Origin of the sequence: Chryseobacterium vietnamense, from assembly GCF_031454475.1 — a bacterium.
Lineage (GTDB): Bacteria > Bacteroidota > Bacteroidia > Flavobacteriales > Weeksellaceae > Chryseobacterium > Chryseobacterium vietnamense.
Map to the genome: position 1 here is coordinate 1183150 of NZ_JAVDQX010000001.1, position 24908 is coordinate 1208057.

At 37.5% G+C, this 24908-nt stretch carries 28 protein-coding genes; 23 read left to right on the forward strand and 5 right to left on the reverse strand.

The window, feature by feature from the left end:
- Positions 1-15 precede the first annotated feature (15 nt).
- A complete protein-coding gene (locus J2786_RS05250) occupies positions 16-651 on the reverse strand; it encodes a porin family protein (protein ID WP_142015894.1) in 636 nt (211 codons plus the stop codon).
- Between the two features lie 277 nt (positions 652-928).
- Positions 929-1975, reverse strand: a complete 1047-nt coding sequence (aroB, locus tag J2786_RS05255; protein ID WP_142015897.1) for a 3-dehydroquinate synthase — start codon at positions 1973-1975, stop codon at positions 929-931.
- Between the two features lie 102 nt (positions 1976-2077).
- Here aroB and J2786_RS05260 point away from each other — a divergent pair, with 102 nt between their 5' ends.
- Entirely contained in the window at positions 2078-3259 is a 1182-nt protein-coding gene (locus tag J2786_RS05260; protein ID WP_226798625.1) for a pseudouridine synthase, read from the forward strand.
- A 176-nt stretch (positions 3260-3435) separates the two neighbouring features.
- Here the strand turns inward: J2786_RS05260 and pncA are convergent, their stop codons facing one another.
- Positions 3436-4041, reverse strand: coding sequence for a bifunctional nicotinamidase/pyrazinamidase (gene pncA, locus J2786_RS05265; RefSeq protein ID WP_047430657.1), 606 nt, complete (start codon positions 4039-4041; stop codon positions 3436-3438).
- Positions 4042-4256: 215 nt separating this feature from the next.
- Here pncA and J2786_RS05270 point away from each other — a divergent pair, with 215 nt between their 5' ends.
- The 5 genes from J2786_RS05270 to J2786_RS05290 all read left to right on the forward strand — a co-directional run bounded on the left by J2786_RS05270 (position 4257) and on the right by J2786_RS05290 (position 7578).
- A complete protein-coding gene (locus J2786_RS05270; protein ID WP_047430654.1) occupies positions 4257-5399 on the forward strand; it encodes a DEAD/DEAH box helicase in 1143 nt (380 codons plus the stop codon).
- A gap of 217 nt (positions 5400-5616) precedes the next feature.
- Entirely contained in the window at positions 5617-6153 is a 537-nt protein-coding gene (locus J2786_RS05275; protein WP_047430653.1) for a YfiT family bacillithiol transferase, read from the forward strand.
- Entirely contained in the window at positions 6147-6608 is a 462-nt protein-coding gene (locus J2786_RS05280; protein ID WP_226798626.1) for a DUF1569 domain-containing protein, read from the forward strand. Before J2786_RS05275 ends, J2786_RS05280 begins: the two co-directional genes overlap by 7 nt.
- Positions 6605-6985 carry a bacillithiol system redox-active protein YtxJ gene (ytxJ, locus tag J2786_RS05285; protein ID WP_047430650.1) on the forward strand — a complete coding sequence of 127 codons (381 nt, stop codon included), beginning with the start codon at positions 6605-6607 and terminating at the stop codon, positions 6983-6985. The genes J2786_RS05280 and ytxJ overlap by 4 nt, the downstream gene beginning before the upstream one ends.
- Entirely contained in the window at positions 6982-7578 is a 597-nt protein-coding gene (locus J2786_RS05290; RefSeq protein ID WP_034698263.1) for a Crp/Fnr family transcriptional regulator, read from the forward strand. Before ytxJ ends, J2786_RS05290 begins: the two co-directional genes overlap by 4 nt.
- Before the next feature lie 124 nt (positions 7579-7702).
- On the opposite strand, the gene J2786_RS05295 is transcribed toward J2786_RS05290, so the two are convergent.
- Positions 7703-9124, reverse strand: a complete 1422-nt coding sequence (locus tag J2786_RS05295) for an aminotransferase-like domain-containing protein (protein WP_047430647.1) — start codon at positions 9122-9124, stop codon at positions 7703-7705.
- 96 nt (positions 9125-9220) lie between these two features.
- Here J2786_RS05295 and J2786_RS05300 point away from each other — a divergent pair, with 96 nt between their 5' ends.
- From J2786_RS05300 to J2786_RS05375, 16 genes are all read left to right on the forward strand, one after another.
- Positions 9221-10105: a DMT family transporter gene (locus tag J2786_RS05300; RefSeq protein WP_310024178.1), complete on the forward strand. Its 885-nt coding sequence runs from the start codon at positions 9221-9223 to the stop codon at positions 10103-10105.
- A gap of 86 nt (positions 10106-10191) precedes the next feature.
- Positions 10192-10425 (forward strand): hypothetical protein, encoded by a 234-nt coding sequence (locus J2786_RS05305; protein WP_047430641.1) that lies wholly within the window; start codon positions 10192-10194, stop codon positions 10423-10425.
- Between the two features lie 317 nt (positions 10426-10742).
- Positions 10743-11339 carry a Crp/Fnr family transcriptional regulator gene (locus tag J2786_RS05310; RefSeq protein ID WP_047430637.1) on the forward strand — a complete coding sequence of 199 codons (597 nt, stop codon included), beginning with the start codon at positions 10743-10745 and terminating at the stop codon, positions 11337-11339.
- 37 nt (positions 11340-11376) lie between these two features.
- A complete protein-coding gene (locus J2786_RS05315; protein WP_052186963.1) occupies positions 11377-11991 on the forward strand; it encodes a Crp/Fnr family transcriptional regulator in 615 nt (204 codons plus the stop codon).
- A 215-nt stretch (positions 11992-12206) separates the two neighbouring features.
- Complete coding sequence (locus J2786_RS05320) at positions 12207-13010, forward strand: KGG domain-containing protein (RefSeq protein WP_310024183.1); 804 nt, start codon at positions 12207-12209, stop codon at positions 13008-13010.
- A gap of 70 nt (positions 13011-13080) precedes the next feature.
- Positions 13081-13668: a ferritin-like domain-containing protein gene (locus tag J2786_RS05325; RefSeq protein ID WP_047430634.1), complete on the forward strand. Its 588-nt coding sequence runs from the start codon at positions 13081-13083 to the stop codon at positions 13666-13668.
- 62 nt (positions 13669-13730) lie between these two features.
- The gene (locus J2786_RS05330) at positions 13731-14033 is read left to right on the forward strand and encodes a hypothetical protein (protein ID WP_142015913.1); all 303 of its coding nucleotides are present in this window, start codon (positions 13731-13733) and stop codon (positions 14031-14033) included.
- A gap of 15 nt (positions 14034-14048) precedes the next feature.
- The gene (locus J2786_RS05335) at positions 14049-14417 is read left to right on the forward strand and encodes a hypothetical protein (protein ID WP_047430628.1); all 369 of its coding nucleotides are present in this window, start codon (positions 14049-14051) and stop codon (positions 14415-14417) included.
- Positions 14418-14485: 68 nt separating this feature from the next.
- Positions 14486-16624: a catalase gene (locus tag J2786_RS05340; protein ID WP_047430625.1), complete on the forward strand. Its 2139-nt coding sequence runs from the start codon at positions 14486-14488 to the stop codon at positions 16622-16624.
- Positions 16625-16675: 51 nt separating this feature from the next.
- Positions 16676-17854, forward strand: coding sequence for a zinc-dependent alcohol dehydrogenase (locus J2786_RS05345; protein ID WP_047430620.1), 1179 nt, complete (start codon positions 16676-16678; stop codon positions 17852-17854).
- A 41-nt stretch (positions 17855-17895) separates the two neighbouring features.
- Positions 17896-18396, forward strand: coding sequence for a CinA family protein (locus tag J2786_RS05350; protein ID WP_047430617.1), 501 nt, complete (start codon positions 17896-17898; stop codon positions 18394-18396).
- A 4-nt stretch (positions 18397-18400) separates the two neighbouring features.
- Positions 18401-19198 carry an SDR family NAD(P)-dependent oxidoreductase gene (locus J2786_RS05355; protein WP_047430614.1) on the forward strand — a complete coding sequence of 266 codons (798 nt, stop codon included), beginning with the start codon at positions 18401-18403 and terminating at the stop codon, positions 19196-19198.
- 10 nt (positions 19199-19208) lie between these two features.
- A complete protein-coding gene (locus tag J2786_RS05360; protein WP_047430612.1) occupies positions 19209-19958 on the forward strand; it encodes an SDR family oxidoreductase in 750 nt (249 codons plus the stop codon).
- A 36-nt stretch (positions 19959-19994) separates the two neighbouring features.
- Positions 19995-20159 (forward strand): hypothetical protein, encoded by a 165-nt coding sequence (locus tag J2786_RS05365; RefSeq protein ID WP_156121418.1) that lies wholly within the window; start codon positions 19995-19997, stop codon positions 20157-20159.
- 23 nt (positions 20160-20182) lie between these two features.
- Complete coding sequence (locus J2786_RS05370) at positions 20183-21712, forward strand: FAD-dependent oxidoreductase (protein ID WP_047430610.1); 1530 nt, start codon at positions 20183-20185, stop codon at positions 21710-21712.
- 45 nt (positions 21713-21757) lie between these two features.
- A complete protein-coding gene (locus tag J2786_RS05375) occupies positions 21758-22414 on the forward strand; it encodes a DUF6766 family protein (RefSeq protein WP_047430608.1) in 657 nt (218 codons plus the stop codon).
- On the opposite strand, the gene J2786_RS05380 is transcribed toward J2786_RS05375, so the two are convergent.
- Positions 22411-23199, reverse strand: coding sequence for an AraC family transcriptional regulator (locus tag J2786_RS05380; RefSeq protein WP_185097536.1), 789 nt, complete (start codon positions 23197-23199; stop codon positions 22411-22413). The genes J2786_RS05375 and J2786_RS05380 overlap by 4 nt on opposite strands.
- A 116-nt stretch (positions 23200-23315) precedes the next feature.
- On the opposite strand from J2786_RS05380, the gene J2786_RS05385 reads away from it, so the two are divergent.
- A complete protein-coding gene (locus tag J2786_RS05385) occupies positions 23316-24452 on the forward strand; it encodes an NAD(P)H:quinone oxidoreductase (RefSeq protein WP_047430603.1) in 1137 nt (378 codons plus the stop codon).
- Positions 24453-24908: the final 456 nt, after the last annotated feature.

Genomic DNA, 24908 nt, shown 5'->3' on the forward strand with positions numbered 1-24908 from the left:
TAGTGAATGTATAGCTTATTTAAATTTATAAGCTAATCCTACCTGGAATAGGTTGTTTCTTGTAGCATCGGATCCGCTAGGTCTGTTTTTCGCCACATCTGTTAAACCTGCTACATATCTGGCAGTAAGTCCTAGGTTCGGAGTGAAATAATATCCTGCACCAAGACCAATACCAAAGTTAAATGTATTTAGATTGTCTTTGTAGTTATCTGTAGTGTTAGACTGTCCATTTGATTCATTTTTGAACTTGTTTTTAGCACTTACCATGAAACCAAATTCCGGTCCTGCTTCTACATAAAGATTTGGGATCAGGTTGTACTGGAACATTACCGGTACAGTAATATAATCTAATTTAGTAGAAGCGGAATATTTTGTTCCTGCTACTGTATAATCTGATTTATTACCATATTGTGAATATTGAACCTCCGGCTGAACGCTGAATGAAGCTGCTAATGGAATGTTGGCAAATACACCTGCGTTGAATCCTATTTTAGATTTCTGATCATCAAGACCGCTATCTTTTGAAAGGGAAGAAACGTTCATACCTCCTTTTACCCCAAATGTTACCGGATTAGAAGATGTGTTTCCTGTCTGTTGAGCGAATGCGAATGTTCCTGCAGTTAACGCTAATCCTAAAATTAACTTTTTCATAACTTTAATTTTTTTAATTTTACTCTTTCTTAATTTTAAATTTTACTACTGTTCAGCATTTTCAGTTGAACGCAGAGTATCTTTCAAATTGCTTGCCAAAAATATTTTTTATGATTAAAATCAATAAAAAAATCACTTAGTGTTTAAGTGATTTTTAAAATATATTGTTGGTTATCAATATTTTGCAATTTTAAATAAATGTTTGTTTAGACATGATCTAAATTGACAATTTTGTCAAAAACAAGCCGTAAATCAAATTTATTTTTTGAAAAAAATGTTAAGCATCGTTCAATTTTCTATAAAAAGATAAAGATTCAAGGATATTTTCCTGGCTGCACTGATGATCGTAATGGCAAGAACCTACTCCTGAAAGCAGGGAAAAATTGATTTTACTGTCTGTATTCTTTTTATCATTCAGTAATAATGCCGTGATATCTTCATCTTTAAAATCACTGATATCAAGGTAAGGATAATACCTCTGAATGTTTTCAATGATTATTTTTGAATCTTCCTGTGAAATAAGGTTTTCAAGATAAGCCAGATGAGCTTCAGCAATCATTCCCATAGCTACAGCTTCGCCGTGAAGAATTGGATTTTCCTGCTGTAAACATAAACTTTCCACAGCATGGCCTATGGTATGTCCGAAATTAAGTGTTTTTCTAATGTTCTGCTCATGGAAATCCTGATCTACCACATTTTGTTTAATATTCATAGAAGCTTGGATATGGGGAACGACTGTTTCCACTTCCAGCTTACGGATCTGAATCAGCTGATCCCAATGATTTTTATCAGCAATTAATCCATGCTTCAGCATTTCCGCGAATCCACTTCTTAATTCTTTAAATGGTAATGTTTCTAAGAATTTTGGGAAAATAAAGATTTGCTCAGGGAAAGCAAAAGTTCCCACCATATTTTTATAGTGCATCAGATCGATCCCGGTTTTTCCACCAATAGAAGCATCACACATGGATAAAAGGGTAGTAGGGATGTTGATAAACTGTATTCCTCTTTTATAAGTAGATGCAACAAATCCGCCCATATCCGTAATTACTCCACCACCAAGGTTGATAACCAATGCTTTTCTGTCTGCCTGCATTTCTGTAAGAATTTCCCAAAGCTGATTGGCTGTCTGGATATTTTTCATTTCCTCCCCGGCTTCAATCTCCAAAATTTCAAATCCAAGGTCTGTTTCCATATTTCCTAAAAGAATAGGAAGACAGTATTCATGCGTGTTTTCATCTACCAGAATGAAAATTTTACTGAATTTTTTTTCGTGAAGAAACTCGTTTAGTTGAGAAAAATTATCGTTTAATATTGTTATCATCTTCTATTGTATGTAAAGTTAAAAATGTAAACTATAGTGCAAAGTTATGATTCTTAATTTTTAACTCGTAACTAAATTACTATCTTTGCATAAATTTTTAGAATGAGCAGAGATAATAATAATTCAGATAGACCAAAGAGACCAAGAATTTCAACCAAGAAAAGTTCTGATGATTCTCGTGCTTCCAGATCTGGAAATTCTTCAGGATCAAAACCTTTTAAAAAGCCTTTCTCTAAAGATGGAGGAAAAAAAGGCCCGGAACATAAAGGATCCAACTCAAGATTTGAAAAGAAACCTTTCAAAAGAAATACCGACAGTTTCGAAAATTCCAATGACGAATCAGGATCAAAATCTGAAAGAAAACCTTATATCACGAATAAAAGTGAGAGCTATGAGAAGAAATCTTTTGGAAAGCCTAAGAGAGGAGGAAAGAATTTCGATACAAGAGATAAGTACGAAAGAGGCAGCCTGAAATACGGAAGAAGACCATCTAATGGTGAAGAAAGAAATGATGACAAAACAAGATCTTTTGTACAGAAAAGAAGGCTGAATAAAATTGAAAAAGATGTTCATAAAGACAGCATCCGTCTTAACAAGTATATCGCTAACTCCGGAATCTGCAGCAGAAGAGAAGCTGATGACCTGATTACTCAGGGGTTGGTAGAAGTCAACGGAAAGGTGGTAACTGAGATGGGATATCAGGTACAGAAAACAGACAGAGTGGTTTTTGACGGACAAAGTATTACTCCTGAAAAACCTGTATATGTACTTTTGAATAAGCCTAAAGGTTATATTTCTACTACAAAAGATGATAAAGCAAGAAAAACTGTAATGGATCTTGTAGCCAATGCTTCTCCTTACAGACTTTTCCCGGTGGGAAGACTGGATCGTTCCACAACAGGAGTTATCTTACTGACCAATGACGGTCACATGACTAAAAAACTGACGCATCCTTCTTTTGATGCTAAAAAGATTTATCATGTAACATTGGATAAAAAGCTTACTGGTGAAGATTTACGTCTTATTGCAGAAGGAATCCGTCTTGATGAAGGAGTAGCTGTTGTTGATCAGATTTCATATATTGAAGGGAAACCTAAGAATGAAATTGGAATTGAGATCCACATCGGATGGAACCGTGTTATCAGAAGAATTTTCCAAAGATTAGGGTATGAAGTAGAATCTTTAGACAGAGTAATGTTTGCCGGATTAACGAAGAAGAATATCAAAAGAGGACACTGGAGAATCCTTACAGAGCTGGAAGTGAACAACCTTAAAATGCTTTAATATAATGATGAATATGAGTTATAAATGATGAATTATAGATTCAGGGATTGTAACTTAGTTCATTCTTTCAAAAAGTATCTTCAGGATAAAAAACAAAAAGCGCAGAATTGTTTTCTGCGCTTTTTTATTGTAGTAAGCTGTGAATTCCAAAATTCATAACTCATCATTAAAAAGAATTACCCTAACACGGTTACTCCTTTCTCAATCATTTCATAGATAGCATCTCTGCCATTGTCAGGTTTTACATTTACTGCACGTGTTCCGTTGAAATGAAGACACGTAACATATCCGTTAGCTACCGCATCCTGTGCTGTGAACTTGACACAATAATCTAATGCAAGACCTACGATTTCTACCAATTGAATGTCGTGATACTTCAGGAAATCATCCAGTCCGGTTTTCATGAAATGGTTATTATCCTGGAAACCACTGTAGCTGTCTATCTCAATATTTTTACCTTTCTGTACGATATGGGTTACTTTGTCTCTGTTCAGATCTTTATGGAATTCTGCTCCGAAAGTTCCCTGAATACAGTGATCCGGCCACATAAACTGTGGAACACCATTTAAAATAATACTTTCTCCTACCTTTCTTCCATTGCTGCTTGCAAAACTTTTGTGACCGGCAGGATGCCAGTCTTGTGTAAGAACTATCTGATCATATGCATTTTCCTCCATCAAGAGATTGATGTATGGAATAATTTCGCTGGCTCCAGGGACTGCAAGTGCTCCGCCTTCACAAAAATCATTCTGTACATCGACTATTATTAACGCTTTTTTCATATTTTGATTTCTCGAATTTTTGATAAATTTACAAAACTAATCTTCAAAAATTTGTCCAAACCCGAATTATCGGACAAATCGGCAACATAAATTTTCAATGCTTATCCATGAAGGGTATAAAAATTACAATATTTGAATTTTGTCTGCAGCCTGTTGTATTTTGAGGCTTAAACCAAAAATCAATAGCTTATCTTTGCAGGAAATAAGTATTTTTTATGTCATTTGAATCGTTAGGATTATCGCACAATATTATTCGTTCTGTCAAAAAATTAGGGTATTTAAAACCTTTCCCCATACAGGAACAGGCCGTTCCTGTCATTTTACAAGGGAAAGATCTTATGGGAATTGCCCAGACAGGTTCCGGTAAAACAGCTTGTTTTGTGATGCCGATTTTAGAAAAATTACAGAATGCGGAAGTAAAAAAAGACCGTAATGTTCAGGTTTTGATATTGGTTCCTACGCGTGAACTGGCTATTCAGATCGATGAAGTGTTCAGGGCATTCACAGATAATCTAAAGAGAGAAGTCCGCACAATGGCAGTGTATGGAGGAGTTTCTATTAATCCACAGATGAAGGGAATGTTTGGGGTGGAAGTTTTGATTGCTACTCCGGGACGTTTGCTGGATTTAATTGATCATAATGCGTTAAGTATTTCAGGAATTAAACATTTGGTGATTGATGAAGCTGATAAAATGTTTCAGCTAGGCTTTGGTGAAGAAATGAATAAACTTTTTGCCATGATGCCTGTAGCAAAGCAAACTACATTGTTTTCAGCTACTTTGAATGATAAAGTTTCAGAAATGAAAGAACGTCTTTCTATCAATCCTACGATTATTGAAATTAAAAAAGAAGAAGTTGAAATTGATAATATCGAACAGCTGGCCTATCATGTTGCTCCGGAGAACAAAGGTCCATTTTTACGATATCTGATCAAAGAAAAGAAAGTAGAAAAAGCTTTGATTTTTGTTTCCTCTACAAGATCTGCGGATAATCTGGTGGAGAAGCTTAAAAAGAATAAAATAAAAGCGGTGGCCATCCACAGCCAGAAATCTCAGGGAGCACGAAGAAATAATCTGGAAGAATTTAAAGTAAACGGAGCTCAGATCTTGGTGGCTACAGATTTAATCGGGCGTGGGATTCATATTGAATCGCTGCCATGTGTTATCAATTACGAGTTACCCCGTTCGCCGCTGGATTATATCCACCGCATTGGTAGAACAGGACGTGCCTATGAAAAAGGAACAGCAATCACCATTTTGACGGATGATGAATTGCAGCATTTCAGAGTCATCCAAAAGAAAATGGGTAGAAAAGTTACGCTGCAAAGAACAGAAGGTATTGATTTACACGGATATTAATTATTAACAATAAATAAAAAGGTTTCAGTCTATACAATTGAAACCTTTTTTAATGAAAAACCGATACCACAAAAATCATTATCGGTATAATTAATGCTTTATTCACTTTAAATTCTTGAATTTTTGATAAATTCGCACAAGCTGATATTCACAAGTTATTTTACTAAATAATGAGAGTACAAATCGGCAATAATTTAAAAAAAATAAACCCTGAATAATGAGTGATTTAGAGAAAAAAAAGTTTCCCATAGGACCGTTTGAAGTGCCTGAAAACATCTGTGATACTACATTGGATACTTATATCAAAGTGATCAAAGACTTTCCTGGCCGGCTAAAGAATCTCATTGAACATTTTACAGACGATCAGTTGGATACTCCTTACAGAGAAGGAGGTTGGACGGTAAGACAGCTTGTGAATCATCTTTCTGACAGCCATATGAACAGTTTTATCCGTTTCAAACTGGCTCTCACAGAAGAAAACCCTACCATAAAGCCTTATGATGAAGCGAAATGGGCGGAACTTCAGGACAGTTTTCATATGCCTGTAAAGCCGGCAATGAGAATGTTGAAAGGAACACACCAAAGATGGGTGACACTTCTTAAAAGCCTTACCAATAAACAATTTGAACGAACTTTCCATCATCCTGAACACAATAAGAATTATAATTTAAGAGAAAGCCTGGCTTTATACGTGTGGCATTGTAATCATCATTTTGCCCATATTGAAAATCTGAAGATAGAAAAAGGTTGGTAAGGAAGAGTCTCAATAATCCAATATACTATCAGGAAATTATAGAAAGAATTTCCCTGTTATCTGAAAATTCTCATGGAAAATGGGGGAGAATGAATGTATGTCAAATGCTAAAACATTGTGACCTGGTTCTTCAGGTAGCTTTGGAAAAGGTGGAACTTCCCCGTATTAATGTGACGTTTAAGACAATTGGGATTTTTACTAAAATTGAAATGCATATTTTCAATAATGGAATTCCCAGAAATATGCCTACTTTTCGAAAACTAATCGTTAATTTTGAATGTGATTTTGATGTATCAAAAGCCAATCTGCTGAAAACGCTGGAAGAATTCCGGGAACTCTGTGAAAAAAACAGGCTGCCGGACCGCCACAGACTATTCGGTAAAATGACTGAAAAAGACTGGACATTTTTAGAATACAAGCATCTGGATCACCATCTAAAACAATTTAATGTATGAGTTTTTTTGATAAAATATTTGGCGGTAAAAGCGAAACCCCTAACCAAAAAACATTCTGGAAAAAGATAGAATCTGAAGAGGATCTTACTAAAGCTATAGAAGATTCCTTTCAGAATAAGATCGCAATATTTAAACATTCTACAAGTTGCTTTATCAGCAGAACTGTTCTGAAAAATTTTGAAAAAGAAGTAGAAAACTCAGAACAGCCAGTGAATGTATACTATCTGGATTTGTTAGCTCACAGACCTGTTTCTAACAAAATTGCAGCAGATTTTGAAATCAGACATGAAAGTCCGCAGCTGATTGTCATAGAAAACGGAAAACCTGTTAACAGTGCTTCACATCAGGATATTTCCTTAAGCCAGATTGTATCATGAAGAATATAAATAATTATCTAGCTAAAGTTTTAAATGTTCCGCTCCAGAATGTGAACACCTGCAGCCTGCACTATGAAGTAAAGAAAATCCCTAAAAATCAGTTTCTTCTCCAGTATGGCGAAATCTGCAGACATATTTTCTTTGTAGAAAAGGGACTGATAAAGATGTATTCTATTGATAAAAACGGGAAGGAGCATATTATTCAGTTTGCTCCGGAAAGCTGGCTGATCTCTGACCGAAGCAGCCTTTATTTCAATGAGAAATCCATTTATTATATAGAAGCAGTAGAAGATTCTGAAGTTTTGTTTCTTCATCCTGATTTCTTCAACAAATTGGTAGAACAGTTTCCGAATAGCATAGAAAGGAGTGATTTCCTTCTTCAGAAACACATCAGAAGCCTTCAAAACAGGATCAATTCCTTGTTGGGAGAGACTGCAGAAGAAAGATATATGAAATTCATCAAAATGTATCCGGACTTACTGCTGAGAGTTCCACAATGGATGATTGCCTCTTACCTGGGAATTACTCCTGAGAGCCTGAGCCGTGTAAGAAAGGAGTTGGCAAGAAAAAATTTCATCCCGGATAACAAATAGAAAAGGCTGGGAGATGGAGGCTTGAAATTCTGGTGAATATAAAAGAACTTTAACAGCTCTTGTTTAGATTTATCAATAAAAGTTGAGATCAATTATTTTAAAACTATTTTAGCTTCCATCTTCCTTACTTCAAATAAATCCTTTTGGCAAGCTGTCCCACCTGTCTGAGTTTTGCCTGTGTATCTTCCGACCATGGAAGCCCTATGCAGAGCCTCATACAGTTTTCAAACTGCTCCTGAAAAGTGAACATTCTTCCGGGGGCAATACTTATATTCTGCTTGATAGCCAGATCGTATAATTCTGTTGTGCGAATCTTTTTATCAAATTCTACCCATAAGGACAAGCCTCCCTGCGGACGGCTGGTTTTTGTTCCTTCAGGAAAAGATTCTGCAATGGTTTGTACATAATTCTGATAATTGAACTGTAATGTTCTGCGAAGCTGCTGGAGATGCTTTTCATATTTTCCGGATTTCAGAAAGTTGGCAACAGCTTCATTCACAATAGAAATAGAAGATGTAGAATGCAGAAGCTTAAGTTTCATGATTTTGTCTTTATATTTCCCCGGAGCAATCCAGCCCACACGATAGCCGGGAGCCAGGGTTTTTGAAATAGAGCTGCAGTACAGTACATTTCCGTCTTTATCGAAAGATTTACAGCATTTCGGACGGCTTGAACCAAAATAAAGGTCTCCATAGACATCATCTTCTATCAACGGAATATTATTTTCGGAAAGTATTTTTACAATTTCTTTTTTATTTTCATCAGGCATACAGCTTCCCAAAGGTGAATTAAAATTGGGAATCAACAGGCACAGATCTATTTTGGGAATTAATTTTTTTAAAGCCTCAATTTCTATTCCGGTCGTAGGATGGGTAGGAAGTTCCAGAACTTTTAAACCCAATCCGTTGGCCAACTGAAGGATTCCAGGATAGCAGGGACTTTCAATCGCAACAGTATCTCCCGGTTTTCCCAAAGCCATCAAACAGAAAGATAAGGCATTCATCCCACCATTGGTGGTAATCAGATCATTTTCGCTCAGATTTCCTCCCCATTGTAAGGAACGTACTGCAATCATCCTTCTTAATTTCAGATTTCCCTGAAGTTCTTCATATTCAGTACCACCATCTTTTAATTCCCTGGTAGCGTTTATAATTTCTTTCTTCAGTTTAGCCTGAGGTAAAAGATCTCCTGATGGAATTCCAATAGAGAAAAAGGTAAGGTCCTTTTTACCCATATTTTCATACACTTTACTGATCAGTTCATCCGGTTCATCGTTATTGGCGATCAAGGACGGGCGGCTTACTTCCGGCAAAGGAAGTTTTACAGAGAGCAGCTGGCTTACAAAATAACCAGACTGTGGCTTAGATTCTACCAAAGACTGGGATTCCAGTTCCAGAAAAACACGCTTGGCTGTATTCATACTTACCTGATGTTCCTGGCATAGCATTCTTACGGAAGGAAGCTTGTCTCCCGTCTTTAGAATACCACTTCTTATCTGTCCTGCAATGCCATCTGCAATTTCCGTATATAAAAATTCCTTGCTCATATTTTTAAACTGTGCTCATGCAAATATACAAAACTGATACTGTGTTTATTTAATTATCCTTTCTAATTTTGAATATCAATTAAAAGCTTGAATAAAATGATGACAAAACAAATCTCAAAGGATGAAAATATAAGTGGCTGGATCAATGGTTTTATAGGGGTGGTCTTATTTAGTGGTGGTTTGCCGGCCACTAAGTTAGCCGTAATGGAAATGAGCCCTACTTTTGTAACAATTGTCCGTGCAGCTGTCGCTGGAGTCTTGGCGCTTACCGTTTTGTGGCTGGGAAAAGAAAAACGTCCCGTCAAAAAAGATTTGATCCCATTATTGCTGGTTTCTCTTGGCTGTGTGGTAGGATTTCCCCTTCTTTCTGCATTGGCTCTTCAGTATCTTACTTCTGCCCATTCTATAGTATTTCTGGGAATGCTTCCTCTGGCAACTGCCGTATTTGGCGTGATGCGTGGCGGAGAAAGACCTCATCCTGTATTTTGGTTTTTTTCAATTGTAGGAAGTCTTCTGGTTATCGGCTATGCTGTTTCGCAGGGAATATCAGCCTCACCTGTTGGCGATATTCTAATGCTGCTTGCCGTAATTTTATGTGGTATGGGCTATGCTGAAGGAGCTAAATTATCCAAAACCTTAGGAGGATGGCAGGTTATTTCCTGGGCTTTGGTATTGGCACTACCAATTATGATTCCTTTATTTTTTATTTATTTTCCTGATGATATTCAAAATGTGAGTTTTCAGGGATGGTTTGGAATGGCTTATATTTCTCTCTTCAGTATGTTTATTGGATTTATATTCTGGTATAAAGGATTAGCACAGGGAGGAATAGCTACTGTTGGTCAGCTTCAGTTACTTCAGCCTTTCTTTGGGCTGGCATTGGCGGCATGGCTTCTTCATGAGCAGGTAAGTATAGGAATACTAGGGGTGACAGTAGGGGTGATTTTATGTGTTGCAGGAACTAAGAAATTTGCGAAATAATTAAATATAAAGCATTATGACTTAAGTCATAAGAAAGCTGCTTTACAATAGTCTACCTTTGAACTATCACCACAAAATAGAGTATTATGAAGATTATTATGTCAAGCCTGCTTATAGCAATTATTGTCCTGAGTTGTAAAAAAGAATCCAAAACAGAAACCCATGTTACGACAGACACTGTCATAGCTGATACCATAAGGACGGATTCTGTTTCTCCCGTAAGTCCAATCGCTTCCGATACAATCCATCGTGATACGGTTTCCTCAAAAAAACTTACAGATACTACAGGAGCCCATCAAAATAAAATCCCAAAGAAATAGTAGTTTTTTCTGTTATTACTTTGAAAAACCCGTTTTCATTAAGTGAAAACGGGTTTTTATTGTATTGGATTTCAATATACTGTACAATCTATAGCTTAAACATGTGGTATCAAAAAATCAATTTAATTGCATTTTTACTACCGATATTTGGTCAATAAATGAAAAACATGGCTGAAGTTATTAAAATTTTTAACTTTTTTTAACTTTAGGAATAATCATTAAGGTGCGGTTTTTGCATGCATATTACAATCGATTACCAATATTTTTACTAAGACTAAGAAGAGGAGAAGAAGAAAACAACACCAAAAACAACTATTATGGTTATCGACGAAAACATTTTGATTTCAGCGGGAGCAGAAACGAGACATTATACCCCTTCAGAAGTGATATTCTGTGAAGGGGATATTCCTAATTATTATTACCAGATTATTAAAGGAGAAGTAAAACTTAACAATTATAACGAGGAAGGAAAAGAGTTTATTCAAAACATTTTATCCGATGGAGAAAGCTGTGGAGAATCTATTCTATTCATAGAGAAACCTTATCCTATGAACGCTGAAGCCATTACAGAGTGCAGTGTTCTAAGACTTCATAAATCCATTTTTTTTAACTTACTGAACCAGAACCCTGAATTATATATGGAGGTTAACAGTTTTCTTTCTGAACGCCTTTATTATAAATTTATTATGATGCAGAATCTTTCTTCTCAAAACCCATCCATCAGGCTTAGGGGACTTATGGATTATTTGAAGAGTTTTCAGAAAGATGCACGTCCATATTCATTCCTGATTCCATTAACGAGGCAGCAAATGGCTAGCCTAACAGGTCTTTGTGTGGAAACCGCGATAAGGACGATTAAGCATATGGAAAGAGATAAAATCGTGAGAATTGAAAATCGTAAAATCTTATATTAAATTCTATCATTATTTATTTAAAAACCTATTTGATGTTATGAAAACAATCAGCTGTATGAATATTGATGAAAGTCTTCTGTACTCTTTTGGTGCGGAAGACAGGGATTATAAAAAGCGGGAAGCGGTTTTTAGAGAAGAGGATCATGCACTTTATTACTTTCAGATCAGTGAAGGGAAGGTAAAATTGAATAATTATAACGAAAACGGAAAGGAATTCATTCATAATATTCTGGGCAGAAAACAAAGCTTTGGGGAAGCCATGCTTTTTCTCAACCAGAAATATCCAATCAATGCCATATGTCTTGAAGATTCCCGGATTATCAGACTTCCCAAAAATAATTTCTTTGAAATGATCACACAGAACCCTGATCTTTCTCTTGAAATGAATGCCTGTTTTTCACAGGAAATTTTTTATAAATTGAAAATGGTACAGAGCCTTGCATCAGAAAACCCTATGCAGAGGCTCAAGGGTTTACTGGAATATCTTAAAAGCTATCATGATGAAGACTGCCAAAAATGTTTTCACATTGAATTTACAAGACAACAGATTGCCAACCTTACAGGTATGCGTGTGGAAACAGTGATCCGCACCCTGAAAAAAATGGAAAAAGAGGGTAGTATTATCCTAAAAGACAGAAAAATTTTGTATTAATCTGCATTAACATGATTCAGGTCATAAAAAAGTGAATTATTCTAACGTATATTTGACATACATTCTTTCACAATTCTTAAGCCCTTAGTAAAAGGCAAGCAAAAAGCATTTCGCTTTTATTATTATTTAAAATTATCGACACCCAATTGTTGCCGTCTAATACTAGTCACGGACTGCAATAGACATCACTAAATATTAATAAAAAAAATTCAGTTATGAACACTAGAAATTCAAGAAGCAACAGCTCAAGAGGACGTTCGCATTCGCCAGAAAACCTTGAAGAAGTATATCAATTAGGATATGATCATGGTTTTAATGATGCAACCAGAGATGAAGATTATGACGATGATTTTTCAGAATATGAAAATTATTTTGATAATGAAAATGACGATTATGATGATGATGATTACGATGAAGATGATTATGATGAATACGACGACGATTATGATGATGAAGATGATGAAGATTATGATGATGACGAAGAAGACGATGATGATCAGAGAGGTCGTAGAGGAGGAAGAAGCAGTTCCAGAGGCGGAAACGGTAACCAGCAGAGAGACAGTCAGGGAAGATTTACTTCCGGTAGAGGCGGTTCTCGTGGAGGAAACTCCGGTGGTGGTTCCCGCGGACGTTCAAATTCTGGTTCCGGCTCCAGATCAGGAGGCAGAGGCAGGTCATCATCAGGAGATGGTACTTCAAGAAGAGGTTTCGCTTCCATGAGCAAAGCTGAGCGTACAAGAATTGCCAGAATGGGAGGCCAGGCTTCTCATGGTGGAGGCAGATCTTCTAACTCAGGTTCCGGCTCAGGAAGAGGAGGTTCATCAAGATCAGGAAGCAATAGTAATAGCTCAGGAAGAGGAGGTTCAAACTCAAACTCAAACTCAGGAAATTCAAGAAGAGGATTTGCTGCAATGAGTAAATCTGAGCGTACAAGAATAGCCAGAATGGGAGGCCAGGCATCCCACGGAGGCGGAAGATCTTCAGGTCGTTCCGGATTCGGAGGCAGACGTAATTCATAATTCTTTTTCCAGGATTGCCTCTTTAGCCATATAAAGAGGTAATCCTTTAATAACAAACACCATTCACACCATGCCCAATAAAATATTAGAAACCAATAGTGCAGTTTCTGCCACCAAAAAAGGTACGGCAGATAAGACAACTGTCAATGAGGATGAAATGAAAAATTCTCCCCTTCACAAGTTCTTTGTGAGTGCCCTAAAGGATATTTATTTTGCTGAAAATGCAATTCTGGATGCATTGGAAAAAATGCAGGAAGCAGCTACTGCTGAAGAATTGAAGGATGCTTTTGAAGACCATCACCTTCAGACCCAAAAACATGTTAAGCGTTTGGAAAAAGTTTTCAAGCTCATTGATGAAAAGCCTGAAAAGAAAGAATGCAAGGCAATTAAAGGGATTATTGAAGAAGGTGAAGAAGTTATCAAAGCTACAGAGGACGGTACTGCAACGAGAGATGTCGCCCTTATTATTGCGGCACAGAAAGTAGAACATTACGAAATCGCCACATATGGCGGTTTGGCTCAGCTTGCCATAACGATGGGACATGATAAGGCAGCCGATCTCCTTGAAAGAACACTTCAGGAAGAAGAAGACACCGATTCTTACCTTACAGATATTGCAGAGACATCCATCAATTTTGATGCAGAACAAGAAGACTAAACTATATAATAAGCCATGTAGCTTGTTCTATATGGCTTATTTTAATCATGAAATCAAAATATATGGACTGTCAGAAAATTATAAAAACACTGAGACATAAAGATTTTGTAAAAGTATCCCATACCGGAAAGTGTTTCGAGGATGGAGCTGCAGTTTATGCGAAAGAGATCAAAGAAAATATCTTTCTTTTATTCATTATTCTGAAAGATATTGATATTGAAAATATACAGGCATTAATTGCTCATTTCGACTGTTTTGGCAGTATAGGATTAAAAGAACCGGAACAGATCATGTTTTATTTATCCATAAAAGATAAAAATGACCTTCATTATTTTGAACAGTATTTGAAAGTTTCCAATAACTAATACCATTTTTTGAATATGACATTTGAAAACGACACTTTGCAACAGTCCGAATTGAACAACAAAAATAATGCAATAGAGAATGAGTCTTTATTTCCGTCTGTTATGAATTCTTACGGAGTGACAGCTTTTCTGATTAAGTCTTTAGAAAAGATTAAGAACAATGCTACCTGTGAAGTTCTGAAAGGAGTTATAGATACTTATCTCGAAGAATATATCCTCAATATCCAGGAGTTTCATTCTAATAACACAACGAAAACTACGGATATGGATGCTGAAATAAGATATGAATCTCCCGCATTTACTTTATATGCCAAAACAGCTTATTATAAAGTTCTGAAGGAGGAAGAATATATCAACAGGCTTCTCGAAATTCTGGGAAAATAAGACAGATTAATTTCTGTACCCCATGATTTACTGCTTTTGAAAGAAAATACACCAACCACAAAAAGATTATGAATATGAACACCAACGAACACAACAAGAAAGCAGAACAACTGGATGTACACACTACTTCCAATGAAAATGAAAAACTGACTACCAATCAGGGCTTAAAGATCAATAACAACCAGGATTCTTTAAAAGCCGGAGAACGCGGCCCTTCATTACTGGAAGATTTCATTCTGAGGGAAAAGATTACCCATTTTGATCATGAAAGAATTCCTGAAAGAGTAGTTCACGCCAGAGGTTCCGGCGCACATGGCGTTTTTAAACTAACTAAAAGCCTTGCAGAGTACACCAAAGCAAAATTTTTAACAGAACTGGGAAAAGAAACACCTGTATTTGTACGGTTTTCAACTGTAGCAGGGAGTAAAGGAAGTACAGATCTTGCAAGAGATGTCCGCGGATTTGCGGTGAAATTTTATACTGAAGAAGGAAATTATGACCTGGTAGCCAATAATATGCCAGTATTTTTTATTCAGGATGCCATCAAGTTTCCTGATCTCGTGCATGCTGTAAAACCTGAGCCGGACAATGAAATTCCACAGGCTGCATCTGCCCATGATACATTCTGGGACTTTATTTCACTGATGCCCGAAAGTATGCACATGATTATGTGGCTAATGAGCGACAGAGCCATCCCGAGAAGCCTGAGAATGATGGAAGGCTTCGGAGTACATTCTTTTAAATTCATCAATGAGGCAGGAAAAGTACATTTTGTAAAATTCCATTTTAAGCCCAGATTAGGCGTGCATTCCGTAGCCTGGAGTGAAGCTCAGATGATTTCGGGAGTAGATTCTGACTTCCATAAACGGGATCTTTGGGAAGCCATAGAAAACGGCGATTATCCGGAATGGGATTTCGGAGTACAGCTTATTCCTGAAGAAGATGAACACAAATTTGATTTTGATCTTCTTGACCCTACCAAAATAGTTCCTGAGGAAGAAGTTCCTGTGGAAATCTTCGGAACTTTAACACTTAACAGAAATCCGGATAATTTCTTTGCAGAAACCGAGCAGATTGCTTTTCACCCGGGACATATCATTCCAGGAATAGATTTCACCAATGATCCGCTGCTGCAGGGAAGATTATTTTCATATACCGACACCCAGCTTTCAAGACTGGGGTCGCCCAATTTCCATGAAATACCGATCAACAGATCCATCAATACGGTTCATAACAACCAAAGAGATGGTCATATGAGACAGCAGATCGTGAAAGGAAAAAGCAGCTATGAACCGAATTCCATTGGCGGCGGATGTCCTTTTCAGGCCATGATGTCTGAAGGCGGCTTTACGTCTCAGCAGGAAAGAGTTTCAGGAGTGAAAATCAGAGAAAGGAGTAAAAGCTTTGTAGATCATTATTCACAGGCAAAATTATTCTATAACAGCCAGTCTGCACCGGAGAAAACACACCTTCAGAATGCATTGATCTTTGAACTGTCAAAAGTAACCCGTCCTGAGATCAGAGAAAGACTGGTAGGGCAGCTTGCCTATATTGATACGGATCTTGCATGGAAAGTAGCAGAAAAATTAGGAGTGGAAGTTAAAAAACTGGAATGGCCCAATCAAAGCCTGCCGGCGGATAGTAACATCATAGACCTTCAAAGCGAAGAAAGAGAACCACATACAAAGTTTTCTGATGCTTTAAGCATGATGAATACCGTTAAAAATACAATTAAGAGCCGGAAAATAGGCTTTATTCTGGCTAACGGTGCAGATGGAGGAGCTGTCAATGATCTTAAAACAAAACTTGAAGCAGAAGGCGCCAGAGTGGAACTGATTGCAACAAGTGTTGCTCCGGTAAAACTCAATGACGGTTCCGAACTGACTCCCAAACATTCTCTTACCAGTACGGCAAGTGTCTGTTTTGATGCTCTTACCATCTGTCCGGGAGAAGATTCCGTAAAAGAATTGATGATTGCTGAAAACAAACACCTGGTTCTGCATTTCATCAATGAAGCTTATAAACACTGTAAAGCAATTTACTTTGGAAAAGATACGGAGGTACTTTATCATAATTCCAATGTATCAGCGAAACAACATGAGGATCCTGCAATCATTACATGGGAAGACAGTGATCCATCAGATAAATTCATCCAGGCTATTGCTCAGCACAGAGTCTGGGATCTTGAAAAGGAGAGAAACGCGTAATCATAAAAACATCCTTCACACCAACACCAATCACTTTAAATATTTTAGATTATGAAAGCAGCCGTTTTTCACTCACCGGGTAATATTACCTGTGACACCGTAGAAGATCCCAGAATTCTGGATGAAAATGATATTATTCTGAGAGTAACCTCCACAGCCATCTGTGGCAGTGATCTCCATATGTATTCCGGAGGAATTCCGCAGGCCAGACCCATGGTAATGGGACATGAATTTATGGGTATTGTAGAAGAGACCGGGAAGAACATCAACCATCTAAAAGTAGGTGACAGGGTAGTAGTTCCATTTCCCATCGCTTGTGGAAGCTGTTTCTTCTGCCAGCATGATCTTCCTACTGCATGTGAACACAGTAACCCTGATTATTATGGACCGGAAGGAGGTATTTTTAAAGAAAAAGGCGGTGCCTTGTTCGGGTATACCGACCTTTATGGAGGATACAACGGCGGACAGGCCCAGTATGTAAGAGTTCCATATGCAAATTTTGGCCCCAGAAAAGTTCCGGAAAACCTTACTGATGAACAGGTATTATTCCTTACAGATATTTTCCCCACAGGCTACACAGGAGTGATGTGGGGAGAGCTTAAAGGAGGAGAAACCGTTGCTGTTTTTGGAGCAGGCCCTGTAGGTACAATGGCCGCCAAAAGCGCCGTTCTTCATCATGCGAAGAAAGTTATTGTAATTGATACCCTTCAGTACAGATTAGACAGAATTAAAATGCTTACAGGATGTGAAACCATTTTGTGGGAAGATGCTGAAAGCACTATTGAGCAAATCAGGGATATGACAGACGGCCGGGGTGCTGATCTTTGTATTGAAGCTGTAGGTTTTGAACCGGAAAGAAGTTTTATAGACCGTGCAAAAGCTGTTTTGAACTTTGAAAAAGGCTCAATCAAAGTTCTCGAAGCATGCATGAGCGCGGTACGCAGAGGTGGCATTGTTTCTGTTCTGGGAGTTTATCCCGTTAATTATGACAATTTCAGACTTGGACAGATTTTTGACAAGGGAATTACACTTAAAGCAGGACAGTGCAATGTTCATCCTATCATCGATAAGCTCTTGGACTATGTGGTGACCGGAAAAATCACCCTTGATGATGTTATTACCCACCGTTTATCTCTTGATGAAGTAAGCAAAGGATACGAAATTTTTGATAAAAAAGAAGACGGATGTGTAAAGGTCGTTCTTGACCCGTGGAAGCTGACAGGCTTTTAATTAAAAATAAACGATACACCAATTACTCAAAATTTAATAGTATGGATTTTCAGAAAAATCTTTTAGAATATATAAGTCAGTCACTGATGACCACCGATGAAACCATTTCAATTGCAGAAAGTGTTACTTCAGGATGCTTGCAGCTGGCTTTTTCACAGATGCCCAACGCGTCTATGTTCTACAAAGGAGGAATGACGGCCTATTCTTTGTCAGAAAAAGTAAAATTACTAAAGGTTGACAGACAGGAGGCCGAAGAATGTGATTGCGTTTCAGAGAATATTGCGGAGACGATGGCTTTAAATGTAGCAAGACTTTACGAATCCGACTGGTCTATTGCCACTACCGGCTACTGCACGCCAATCAGAAATTCAGGATATAAAATTTTTGCCTATTTCTCATTTTCTTACAAAGGTGAGATTGTCTTAACTAAAAAACTGGAATTACATCCGAAAACACAAGCTCTAAATGCCCAGCTGTATTACACCGAATTTATTTTGGGATGTTTTAAAAGTGAACTCAACAGGCTTTTAATCTTAAAATAGATCTATGGAACGCAAAAATCAATATGCCCTTATTACAGGTGCTACCAGCGGTATAGGCTACGAACTGGCAAAACTGTTTGCAAAGAATGGTTATGACCTTGTTATTGTGGCCAGGAATCATGAGGAGCTGAAAATGAAAGCCGATGAATTCAAAAATTACGGAATAAACGTGATCAGCATCTCCAAAAATTTATTCCTGGAGGAAGAAGTTTATTCTCTTTATTCAGAATTAAAAATGAATGGAATAAGCCCTGAAATATTGGTGAATGATGCCGGGCAGGGAGTGTACGGAAAATTTCAGGATACGGATATCCACAGAGAAGTAGACATTGTTCAGTTAAATATCATTTCAGTCATCATATTGACCAAACTGTTTTTAAAGGACCGTCTGCCCAAGGGTTCAGGAAAAATTTTAAATCTGGCTTCTGTAGCCAGTAAAGCCCCTGGTCCGTGGCATTCGGTTTATCATGGTACGAAAGCATTTGTATTATCATGGTCTGAAGCCATCCGTGAAGAACTTAAAGATTCAGGAATTACAGTGACAGCACTTTTACCGGGACCAACCGATACTGATTTCTTTAATAAAGCAGATATGAACAGAAGTAAAATACTGGAAGACAGAGATAATCTGGCCTCTCCTGAAGAAGTGGCTGCTGATGGTTATCATGCTCTGATGAACGGTGATGATAAAATAGTATCAGGTTTAAAAAATAAGCTTTCTGTAGCAATGGCGAATATAGCCAGTGACAGTATGGCAGCTCATAGAATGGCAGAAATGCAGAAGCCTTCAGCAGAAGAATAAAAGGATATGTATGACAGGAAAATTAGAAAATAAATCTGTTTTAATTACCGGAGCAGACAGCGGAATCGGTAAGGCGGTAGCACTACTTTTTGCTCTGGAGGGTGCGGATATTGCAATCATCTATCATTCCAGTGACAACGACGCAGGAAGAACAAAGGCGGAAATTGAAAATCTGAATAAAAAATGTATCATTTTTAAAGGAGATATCAATGATTATGATTTCTGTGAAGAAACGGTAAAAGAAGTGATATCGGCATTCGGAAAAATTGACATTCTCATTAATAATGCCGGAATTCAGTTTCCTGCAGAAAGTATTGAGCAGCTTGAAGAGAAAAACATCCGGCAAACCTTTGATTCCAATATTATAGGAATGATTTTATTAACAAAAGTAGTATTTCCTTATCTGAACGAAGGCGGAAGTATTATCAACACTACCTCAGTTTCAGCGTATCAGGGACATCCGGAACTTATTGATTATTCCGCAACAAAAGGCGCTATCGTTTCCTTCACCCGCTCGCTGGCACTACAGGCAAAGCCAAAAGGAATCAGGATCAATGCCGTTGCTCCGGGACCTGTTGCTACGCCGCTTACCGAAGAAACTTTTGATCAGGAGAAAGAAAATCCGGATAAACCTCCTTTGGAAAGAAATGCTACTCCCGAGGAAATAGCTTCCAGCTTCCTGTTTCTTGCAAGTAAAGATGCTTCACAGATTACGGGGCAGGTACTGCATCCCAACGGAGGGCTGATAGTAAACGGTTAAAGTATATAAAGTATAAAACATCAAAATAGTTAAAATATGAAAACTACAGCACTTATTTTAGGCGTTATCAGCCTGTTTGCTTTTACTTCCTGCCGATGTAATATTGATGAAGATGAAAACCGAAAAAGAGACCAGAAAAGCAGTTCGCCCAATGCCGATAAATCCGGTCTGCCTGAAAGCGATACCTTGAGTATCAGATAAGTTTAACAATAAAATATTTGGTTATGTACAGAGACGGTGCAAGAAAAAGCATATGGCAGGAAGAAGTCAGAAAATTTTCTACAGAAACTGATCTCAATTCATTATATGATGCAGTCATAGTAGGCGGCGGGATTACCGGAACTTCAACAGCGCTGAAACTCCAGGAATCAGGAAAAAGATGCATTATCCTGGAAGCTGCGAATATTGGATTCGGGACAACCGGAGGTACAACTGCCCATTTAAATGATTTCTTTGATACAACTTTTAATCAGGTTATCCGTGATTTTGGGCCGGATAATGCCCAACTATATGCACAATCCGGAACTGATGCCATCAGCATTATTGAAGATAATATTCAGAAATATCAGATCAGCTGTGATTTCACAAGAAAATCAGCTTATCTCTTTGCCCTGGATGAAAAACAGGAAGAGCAGTTAAAAGATATTGTAGAGGGAGCAGCTAAGGTAGGGCACGAAATGAGTTATGTGAATGAGATTCCTTTTCCAATCCCATTCAGAGAAGCAGTGCTCATTCCGGGTCAGGGGCATTTTCATCCTGTAAAATATATTAAAGGACTTTGCGAGGCTTTTATAAAACTGGGAGGTTCTATTCTGGAAAATTGTCTTGTTGAAGAACACGATGAGCAGAAAGACTATGTTATTTTAAAAACTTCTCAGGGAGAAATAAAAGCAAAGCATGTAGTCTATGCCACTCATATTCCGCCGGGAGTGAATCTGCTTCATTTTACGAACGCACCTTACAGAAGCTACGCCATGGCATTTACCATGAAAAATGATAAATATCCCTGGGAACTTGGCTATGATCTCTGTGAACCTTATCATTATTACCGCATTCAGAATATTGATGGTGAAAATCTATTGATTGCAGGCGGTGAGGATCACAAAACAGGGCATGCCGATGATACCGGAGAATGTTTTTCAATTCTTGAAAATTATGTCAGGAAATATTTTGATGTGGAAACTGTATTTTACAGCTGGTCCAGCCAATATTATGAACCCGTAGATGGGCTTCCGTATATTGGAAAACTTCCCGGAAGTAACGAAAGAATTTTTACAGCTACTGGTTTCAGAGGAAACGGAATGATATTCGGGACTATTTCCTCGCAGATATTGCATGATCTGATTATTACCGGAAAAAGTAAATATGGAGATCTGTTCAACCCTTCAAGAATAAAACCTATTGCCGGATTTTCAGATTTTGTAAAGGAAACCGCAACCGTAGCATTTGATTTTATAAAGGATAAAATTTTAACTGAGGAAATCGATTCTTTTTCAGAAGTTGGAGAAGGAGAGGCAAAAGTCATTAAGTATGAGTCCGAATCGTATGCCCTTTACAAAGAAAATGACGGTACCTTGCATCTTCTCAGAAGTACCTGTCCGCATGCCGGATGTCAGGTCAGGTGGAACAGTGCTGAGCTAAGCTGGGACTGCCCATGCCATGGATCAAGATTCAGTGTCAATGGGAAAATCCTTACCGGGCCCACCACAAAGAATCTGCAGAAAGTATTTCCTTATCAAAAACGTGATTCATAAACCTTAAACCTGGAACCTTGAACTTTAAACTTTAAACTCAGAAATATGCAACGCACCAGTTTCCTTCATCGCAACAGCTTAAGCATTGTTTTGATTACTCTGATGATTATTTTTCTTGCAGGGCAGTTCTTTATGGGCTGGAGAACAGAGAATAAAGAACTCATTGAAAACGGCCAGCCTGCTTTAAAGATCGGTGAATATATCCATAGCGGACATTTTATACAGGCGACCTTTGAAAACTGGGAAAGCGAATTTCTCCAGATGATGTTATATGTTGTATTAACGATTTCTCTGCGGCAAAAAGGTTCCAGTGAATCAAAATCTATGACAGAAGAGGAAGATGTTGACAAAGAACCTGTGGCACATCCCAAAGCGCCATGGCCTGTTAAAAAAGGCGGCATATGGCTGAAGCTCTACAAACACTCTTTATCACTTGCTTTTGCAATTCTATTTCTGGCAAGCTTTATTTTGCATTTCTATGGAAGTCTTAAAGATTTTAATGATGAACAAATAATGAAAGGGAAACCCCTTATAACGGCAATTCAATACATGTCAGAATCAAGGTTCTGGTTTGAATCTTTTCAGAACTGGCAGAGTGAATTTCTGGCCGTAGCTTCTCTCGTTCTTCTATCGATATGGCTTCGTGAAAAAGGCTCTCCCGAATCAAAACCTGTTGATATGCCTCATGATGAAACTCCTTAATTTTTATTCACCTTTGGCTTTGTCTGCATGATTGCAAAATAGGATGCTGTGAATGCTGACAGGCTTTGGTACCCCACTTTATAAGCTACTTCACTCAAAGTATATTGTTTGGTATCTATTAACTCAATGCTTTTTAAAATTCGGGTGAGCTGGAGGTATTTCTGTAAGGTAATTCCCGTTTCAATTTTAAAAATTCTCTGGAGGCTTCTCACAGACATCTGTGCTTTTTCAGCTAATGAATCAATATCCAGATTATATTTAAAATTGGAATTAATATCATGGCACACGGGAATCAGCCTGGTGTCAGTGGGTACAGGGATTTCCAGACCGCTGCTTTCTTTGCAGAAATTGGGAAGACTCTTTAAAATGGCTTTAAAAAAAATGTCCTGTTCTTCATTTTCATCCAGAGATTGATTCCATTTTGAAGCATACAAAAGCATTTCCTTTAAAACCGGCGGAACAGCAAAAACCTGAACATTCTGATAAAATTCATCCTCAAAAACAGATTTAAAAAGAAATACCATCAAATTCACCGTTTGCGCTTCTGAAGTTATTTTGTGGGCTTTCCCTGAAGGTATCCAGATGACATGATGTTGTGGGACAAGATAAATTTTCTGGTCAATATGGAAATACTGATAACCTTCCTCTACAAAAGTAAGCTGTGCACGGCTGTGTTTATGCTCGTAATCATCATGTTTCCAGCTTTTTTCGCACCATACATAAGCTTCTTTGTTGATAGAATCTACAAAGTGGCTCTCCGTTTTTTCAGTCAGTCCACATTTCATATTGTCGTTTGGTATGTATATTTTGGCAAATTTAATAAAAACGACAATAGTAATTTTGTATAGTCAATGTAATCACTACATCATTACTATCAATTATAATCTTTATCTTACTCAGAATGAAAAAACTATGTCTTTTTTTTATTTTAATTTTATTATTTAATAACACTTACATCATGGCACAAAATAAAGCTAAAATATTGGTTCTGATCCATTCAGATAATGGTGGAACTTATGAACTGGCTAAGGAAGTCGCTAAAGGGATCGAAAGCGAAGATAATGCAGTTTCTTATATCAAACTTGTCAAAGCTTCAGAAAATCCACACCTGAAAAATCTTCCGGTAGCAACAGTGGATGAATTAACGTCTTATGACGGGATTGCTTTTGGTTCGCCTGTTTATTTCGGGAATATCAGTACAGGAATGAGCGAATTTTTATCCAAAACCGTTCAGTTATGGACCAATCATGCATTGGAAGGAGTACCTGCCACCGTTTTTATGTCTGCAGGAAGCGGAGCGGGAAAAGAACTTGCTCTTCAGGCATTCTGGAACAGTCTTGCCGTACACGGAATGGTACTGGTTTCTAATGGAATTCGTGGAACAGAAGAACTGAATAAAGCTATTCCACAGGGAAATACTGTTTTGGGAGTTACCAGCATGGCTTCTTTAAAAGATGTGGAAAGACCTACCAAAGGAGAACGAAATATTGCTGAACTCCAGGGAAGACATTTCGCAAAAGTAGCATTGGCATTAAAGGATACGCATCCTAAAAAAACATTAGCTGCTGTTGAAAATCACCAGAATTTCAGTGAAATACTGAAGAAAAAGAATATCACCCTTCCTCAGGTTCCCAAACCGGCAGGAAATTATCAGCCGTTCGTCCGTTCAGGAAATTTGGTATTTATCAATCAGGTCGCTTTAAAAGACGGTAAAATTTTAAATCCCGGGAAATTAGGCGTTGAAGTGAATGAACAACAGGTAAAAGAAGCTACAAAAGTAACGATGCTGAATGTGATTTCAGTGTTAAATGAAGCTGTAGGAGGAGATTTGAACAGAGTAAAACAATGTGTACAGCTTACCGGAATTTTCAATACCAAAGATGACTATACAAAACATGCAGACCTTATGAATGTAGCTTCTGATCTGGCTGTTGAAGTCTTTGGAGATAAAGGAAAACATGCCAGAGCAACTTTGGGAGCTTCTTCCATTCCCGTAGGTTCTTCCGTAGAGATTCAGGCAGTTTTTGAAGTGGAATAATTTTCCAATTTAAACAACAAAGTCACACATCCGTGTAAATCTGTGGGAGAAAAATTTTATTTTACCACAAAAGTTTAAAACACTTAAGTTGGCTTAAGTACAAATAAGCTGCAAAGAAGTCCTCATAAGTCAAAAAATCTTTGCTTTTGATTGCGCAAACATCAGTGTAAATCCGTGATATCTGTGGGAGAAAATATTTATTTTACTACAAAAGTTTAAAACACTTAAGTTGGCTTAAGTACAAATAAGCTGCAAAGAAGTCCACATAAGTCAAAAAATCTTTGCTTTTGTGATTGCGCAAACATCCGTGTAATCCGTGATATCTGTAGGAGAAAATATTTATTTTACCACAAAAGTTTAAAACACTTAAGTTGGCTTAAGTACAAATAAGCTGCAAAGAAGTCTACATAAGTCAAAAAATCTTTGCTTTTTTGATTGCGCAAACATCCGTGTAAA

Excerpts from the sequence above, each read along its gene's own strand:
- ytxJ (WP_047430650.1), top strand. The coding sequence starts at position 6,605 with ATGAGTTTTTTTGATAAAATATTTGGCGGTAAAAGCGAAACCCCTAAC.
- J2786_RS05380 (WP_185097536.1), bottom strand. The coding sequence starts at position 23,199 with ATGAAATGTGGACTGACTGAAAAAACGGAGAGCCACTTTGTAGATTCT.
- pncA (WP_047430657.1), bottom strand. The coding sequence starts at position 4,041 with ATGAAAAAAGCGTTAATAATAGTCGATGTACAGAATGATTTTTGTGAA.
- J2786_RS05305 (WP_047430641.1), top strand. The coding sequence starts at position 10,192 with ATGAAGATTATTATGTCAAGCCTGCTTATAGCAATTATTGTCCTGAGT.
- J2786_RS05335 (WP_047430628.1), top strand. The coding sequence starts at position 14,049 with ATGACATTTGAAAACGACACTTTGCAACAGTCCGAATTGAACAACAAA.
- J2786_RS05340 (WP_047430625.1), top strand. The coding sequence starts at position 14,486 with ATGAATATGAACACCAACGAACACAACAAGAAAGCAGAACAACTGGAT.
- J2786_RS05310 (WP_047430637.1), top strand. The coding sequence starts at position 10,743 with ATGGTTATCGACGAAAACATTTTGATTTCAGCGGGAGCAGAAACGAGA.
- J2786_RS05365 (WP_156121418.1), top strand. The coding sequence starts at position 19,995 with ATGAAAACTACAGCACTTATTTTAGGCGTTATCAGCCTGTTTGCTTTT.
- J2786_RS05330 (WP_142015913.1), top strand. The coding sequence starts at position 13,731 with ATGGACTGTCAGAAAATTATAAAAACACTGAGACATAAAGATTTTGTA.
- J2786_RS05250 (WP_142015894.1), bottom strand. The coding sequence starts at position 651 with ATGAAAAAGTTAATTTTAGGATTAGCGTTAACTGCAGGAACATTCGCA.
- J2786_RS05325 (WP_047430634.1), top strand. The coding sequence starts at position 13,081 with ATGCCCAATAAAATATTAGAAACCAATAGTGCAGTTTCTGCCACCAAA.
- J2786_RS05270 (WP_047430654.1), top strand. The coding sequence starts at position 4,257 with ATGTCATTTGAATCGTTAGGATTATCGCACAATATTATTCGTTCTGTC.
- J2786_RS05375 (WP_047430608.1), top strand. The coding sequence starts at position 21,758 with ATGCAACGCACCAGTTTCCTTCATCGCAACAGCTTAAGCATTGTTTTG.
- J2786_RS05345 (WP_047430620.1), top strand. The coding sequence starts at position 16,676 with ATGAAAGCAGCCGTTTTTCACTCACCGGGTAATATTACCTGTGACACC.
- J2786_RS05290 (WP_034698263.1), top strand. The coding sequence starts at position 6,982 with ATGAAGAATATAAATAATTATCTAGCTAAAGTTTTAAATGTTCCGCTC.
- J2786_RS05355 (WP_047430614.1), top strand. The coding sequence starts at position 18,401 with ATGGAACGCAAAAATCAATATGCCCTTATTACAGGTGCTACCAGCGGT.
- J2786_RS05295 (WP_047430647.1), bottom strand. The coding sequence starts at position 9,124 with ATGAGCAAGGAATTTTTATATACGGAAATTGCAGATGGCATTGCAGGA.
- J2786_RS05320 (WP_310024183.1), top strand. The coding sequence starts at position 12,207 with ATGAACACTAGAAATTCAAGAAGCAACAGCTCAAGAGGACGTTCGCAT.
- J2786_RS05360 (WP_047430612.1), top strand. The coding sequence starts at position 19,209 with ATGACAGGAAAATTAGAAAATAAATCTGTTTTAATTACCGGAGCAGAC.
- J2786_RS05385 (WP_047430603.1), top strand. The coding sequence starts at position 23,316 with ATGAAAAAACTATGTCTTTTTTTTATTTTAATTTTATTATTTAATAAC.
- J2786_RS05275 (WP_047430653.1), top strand. The coding sequence starts at position 5,617 with ATGAGTGATTTAGAGAAAAAAAAGTTTCCCATAGGACCGTTTGAAGTG.
- J2786_RS05260 (WP_226798625.1), top strand. The coding sequence starts at position 2,078 with ATGAGCAGAGATAATAATAATTCAGATAGACCAAAGAGACCAAGAATT.
- J2786_RS05300 (WP_310024178.1), top strand. The coding sequence starts at position 9,221 with ATGATGACAAAACAAATCTCAAAGGATGAAAATATAAGTGGCTGGATC.
- J2786_RS05370 (WP_047430610.1), top strand. The coding sequence starts at position 20,183 with ATGTACAGAGACGGTGCAAGAAAAAGCATATGGCAGGAAGAAGTCAGA.
- aroB (WP_142015897.1), bottom strand. The coding sequence starts at position 1,975 with ATGATAACAATATTAAACGATAATTTTTCTCAACTAAACGAGTTTCTT.
- J2786_RS05315 (WP_052186963.1), top strand. The coding sequence starts at position 11,377 with ATGAAAACAATCAGCTGTATGAATATTGATGAAAGTCTTCTGTACTCT.
- J2786_RS05350 (WP_047430617.1), top strand. The coding sequence starts at position 17,896 with ATGGATTTTCAGAAAAATCTTTTAGAATATATAAGTCAGTCACTGATG.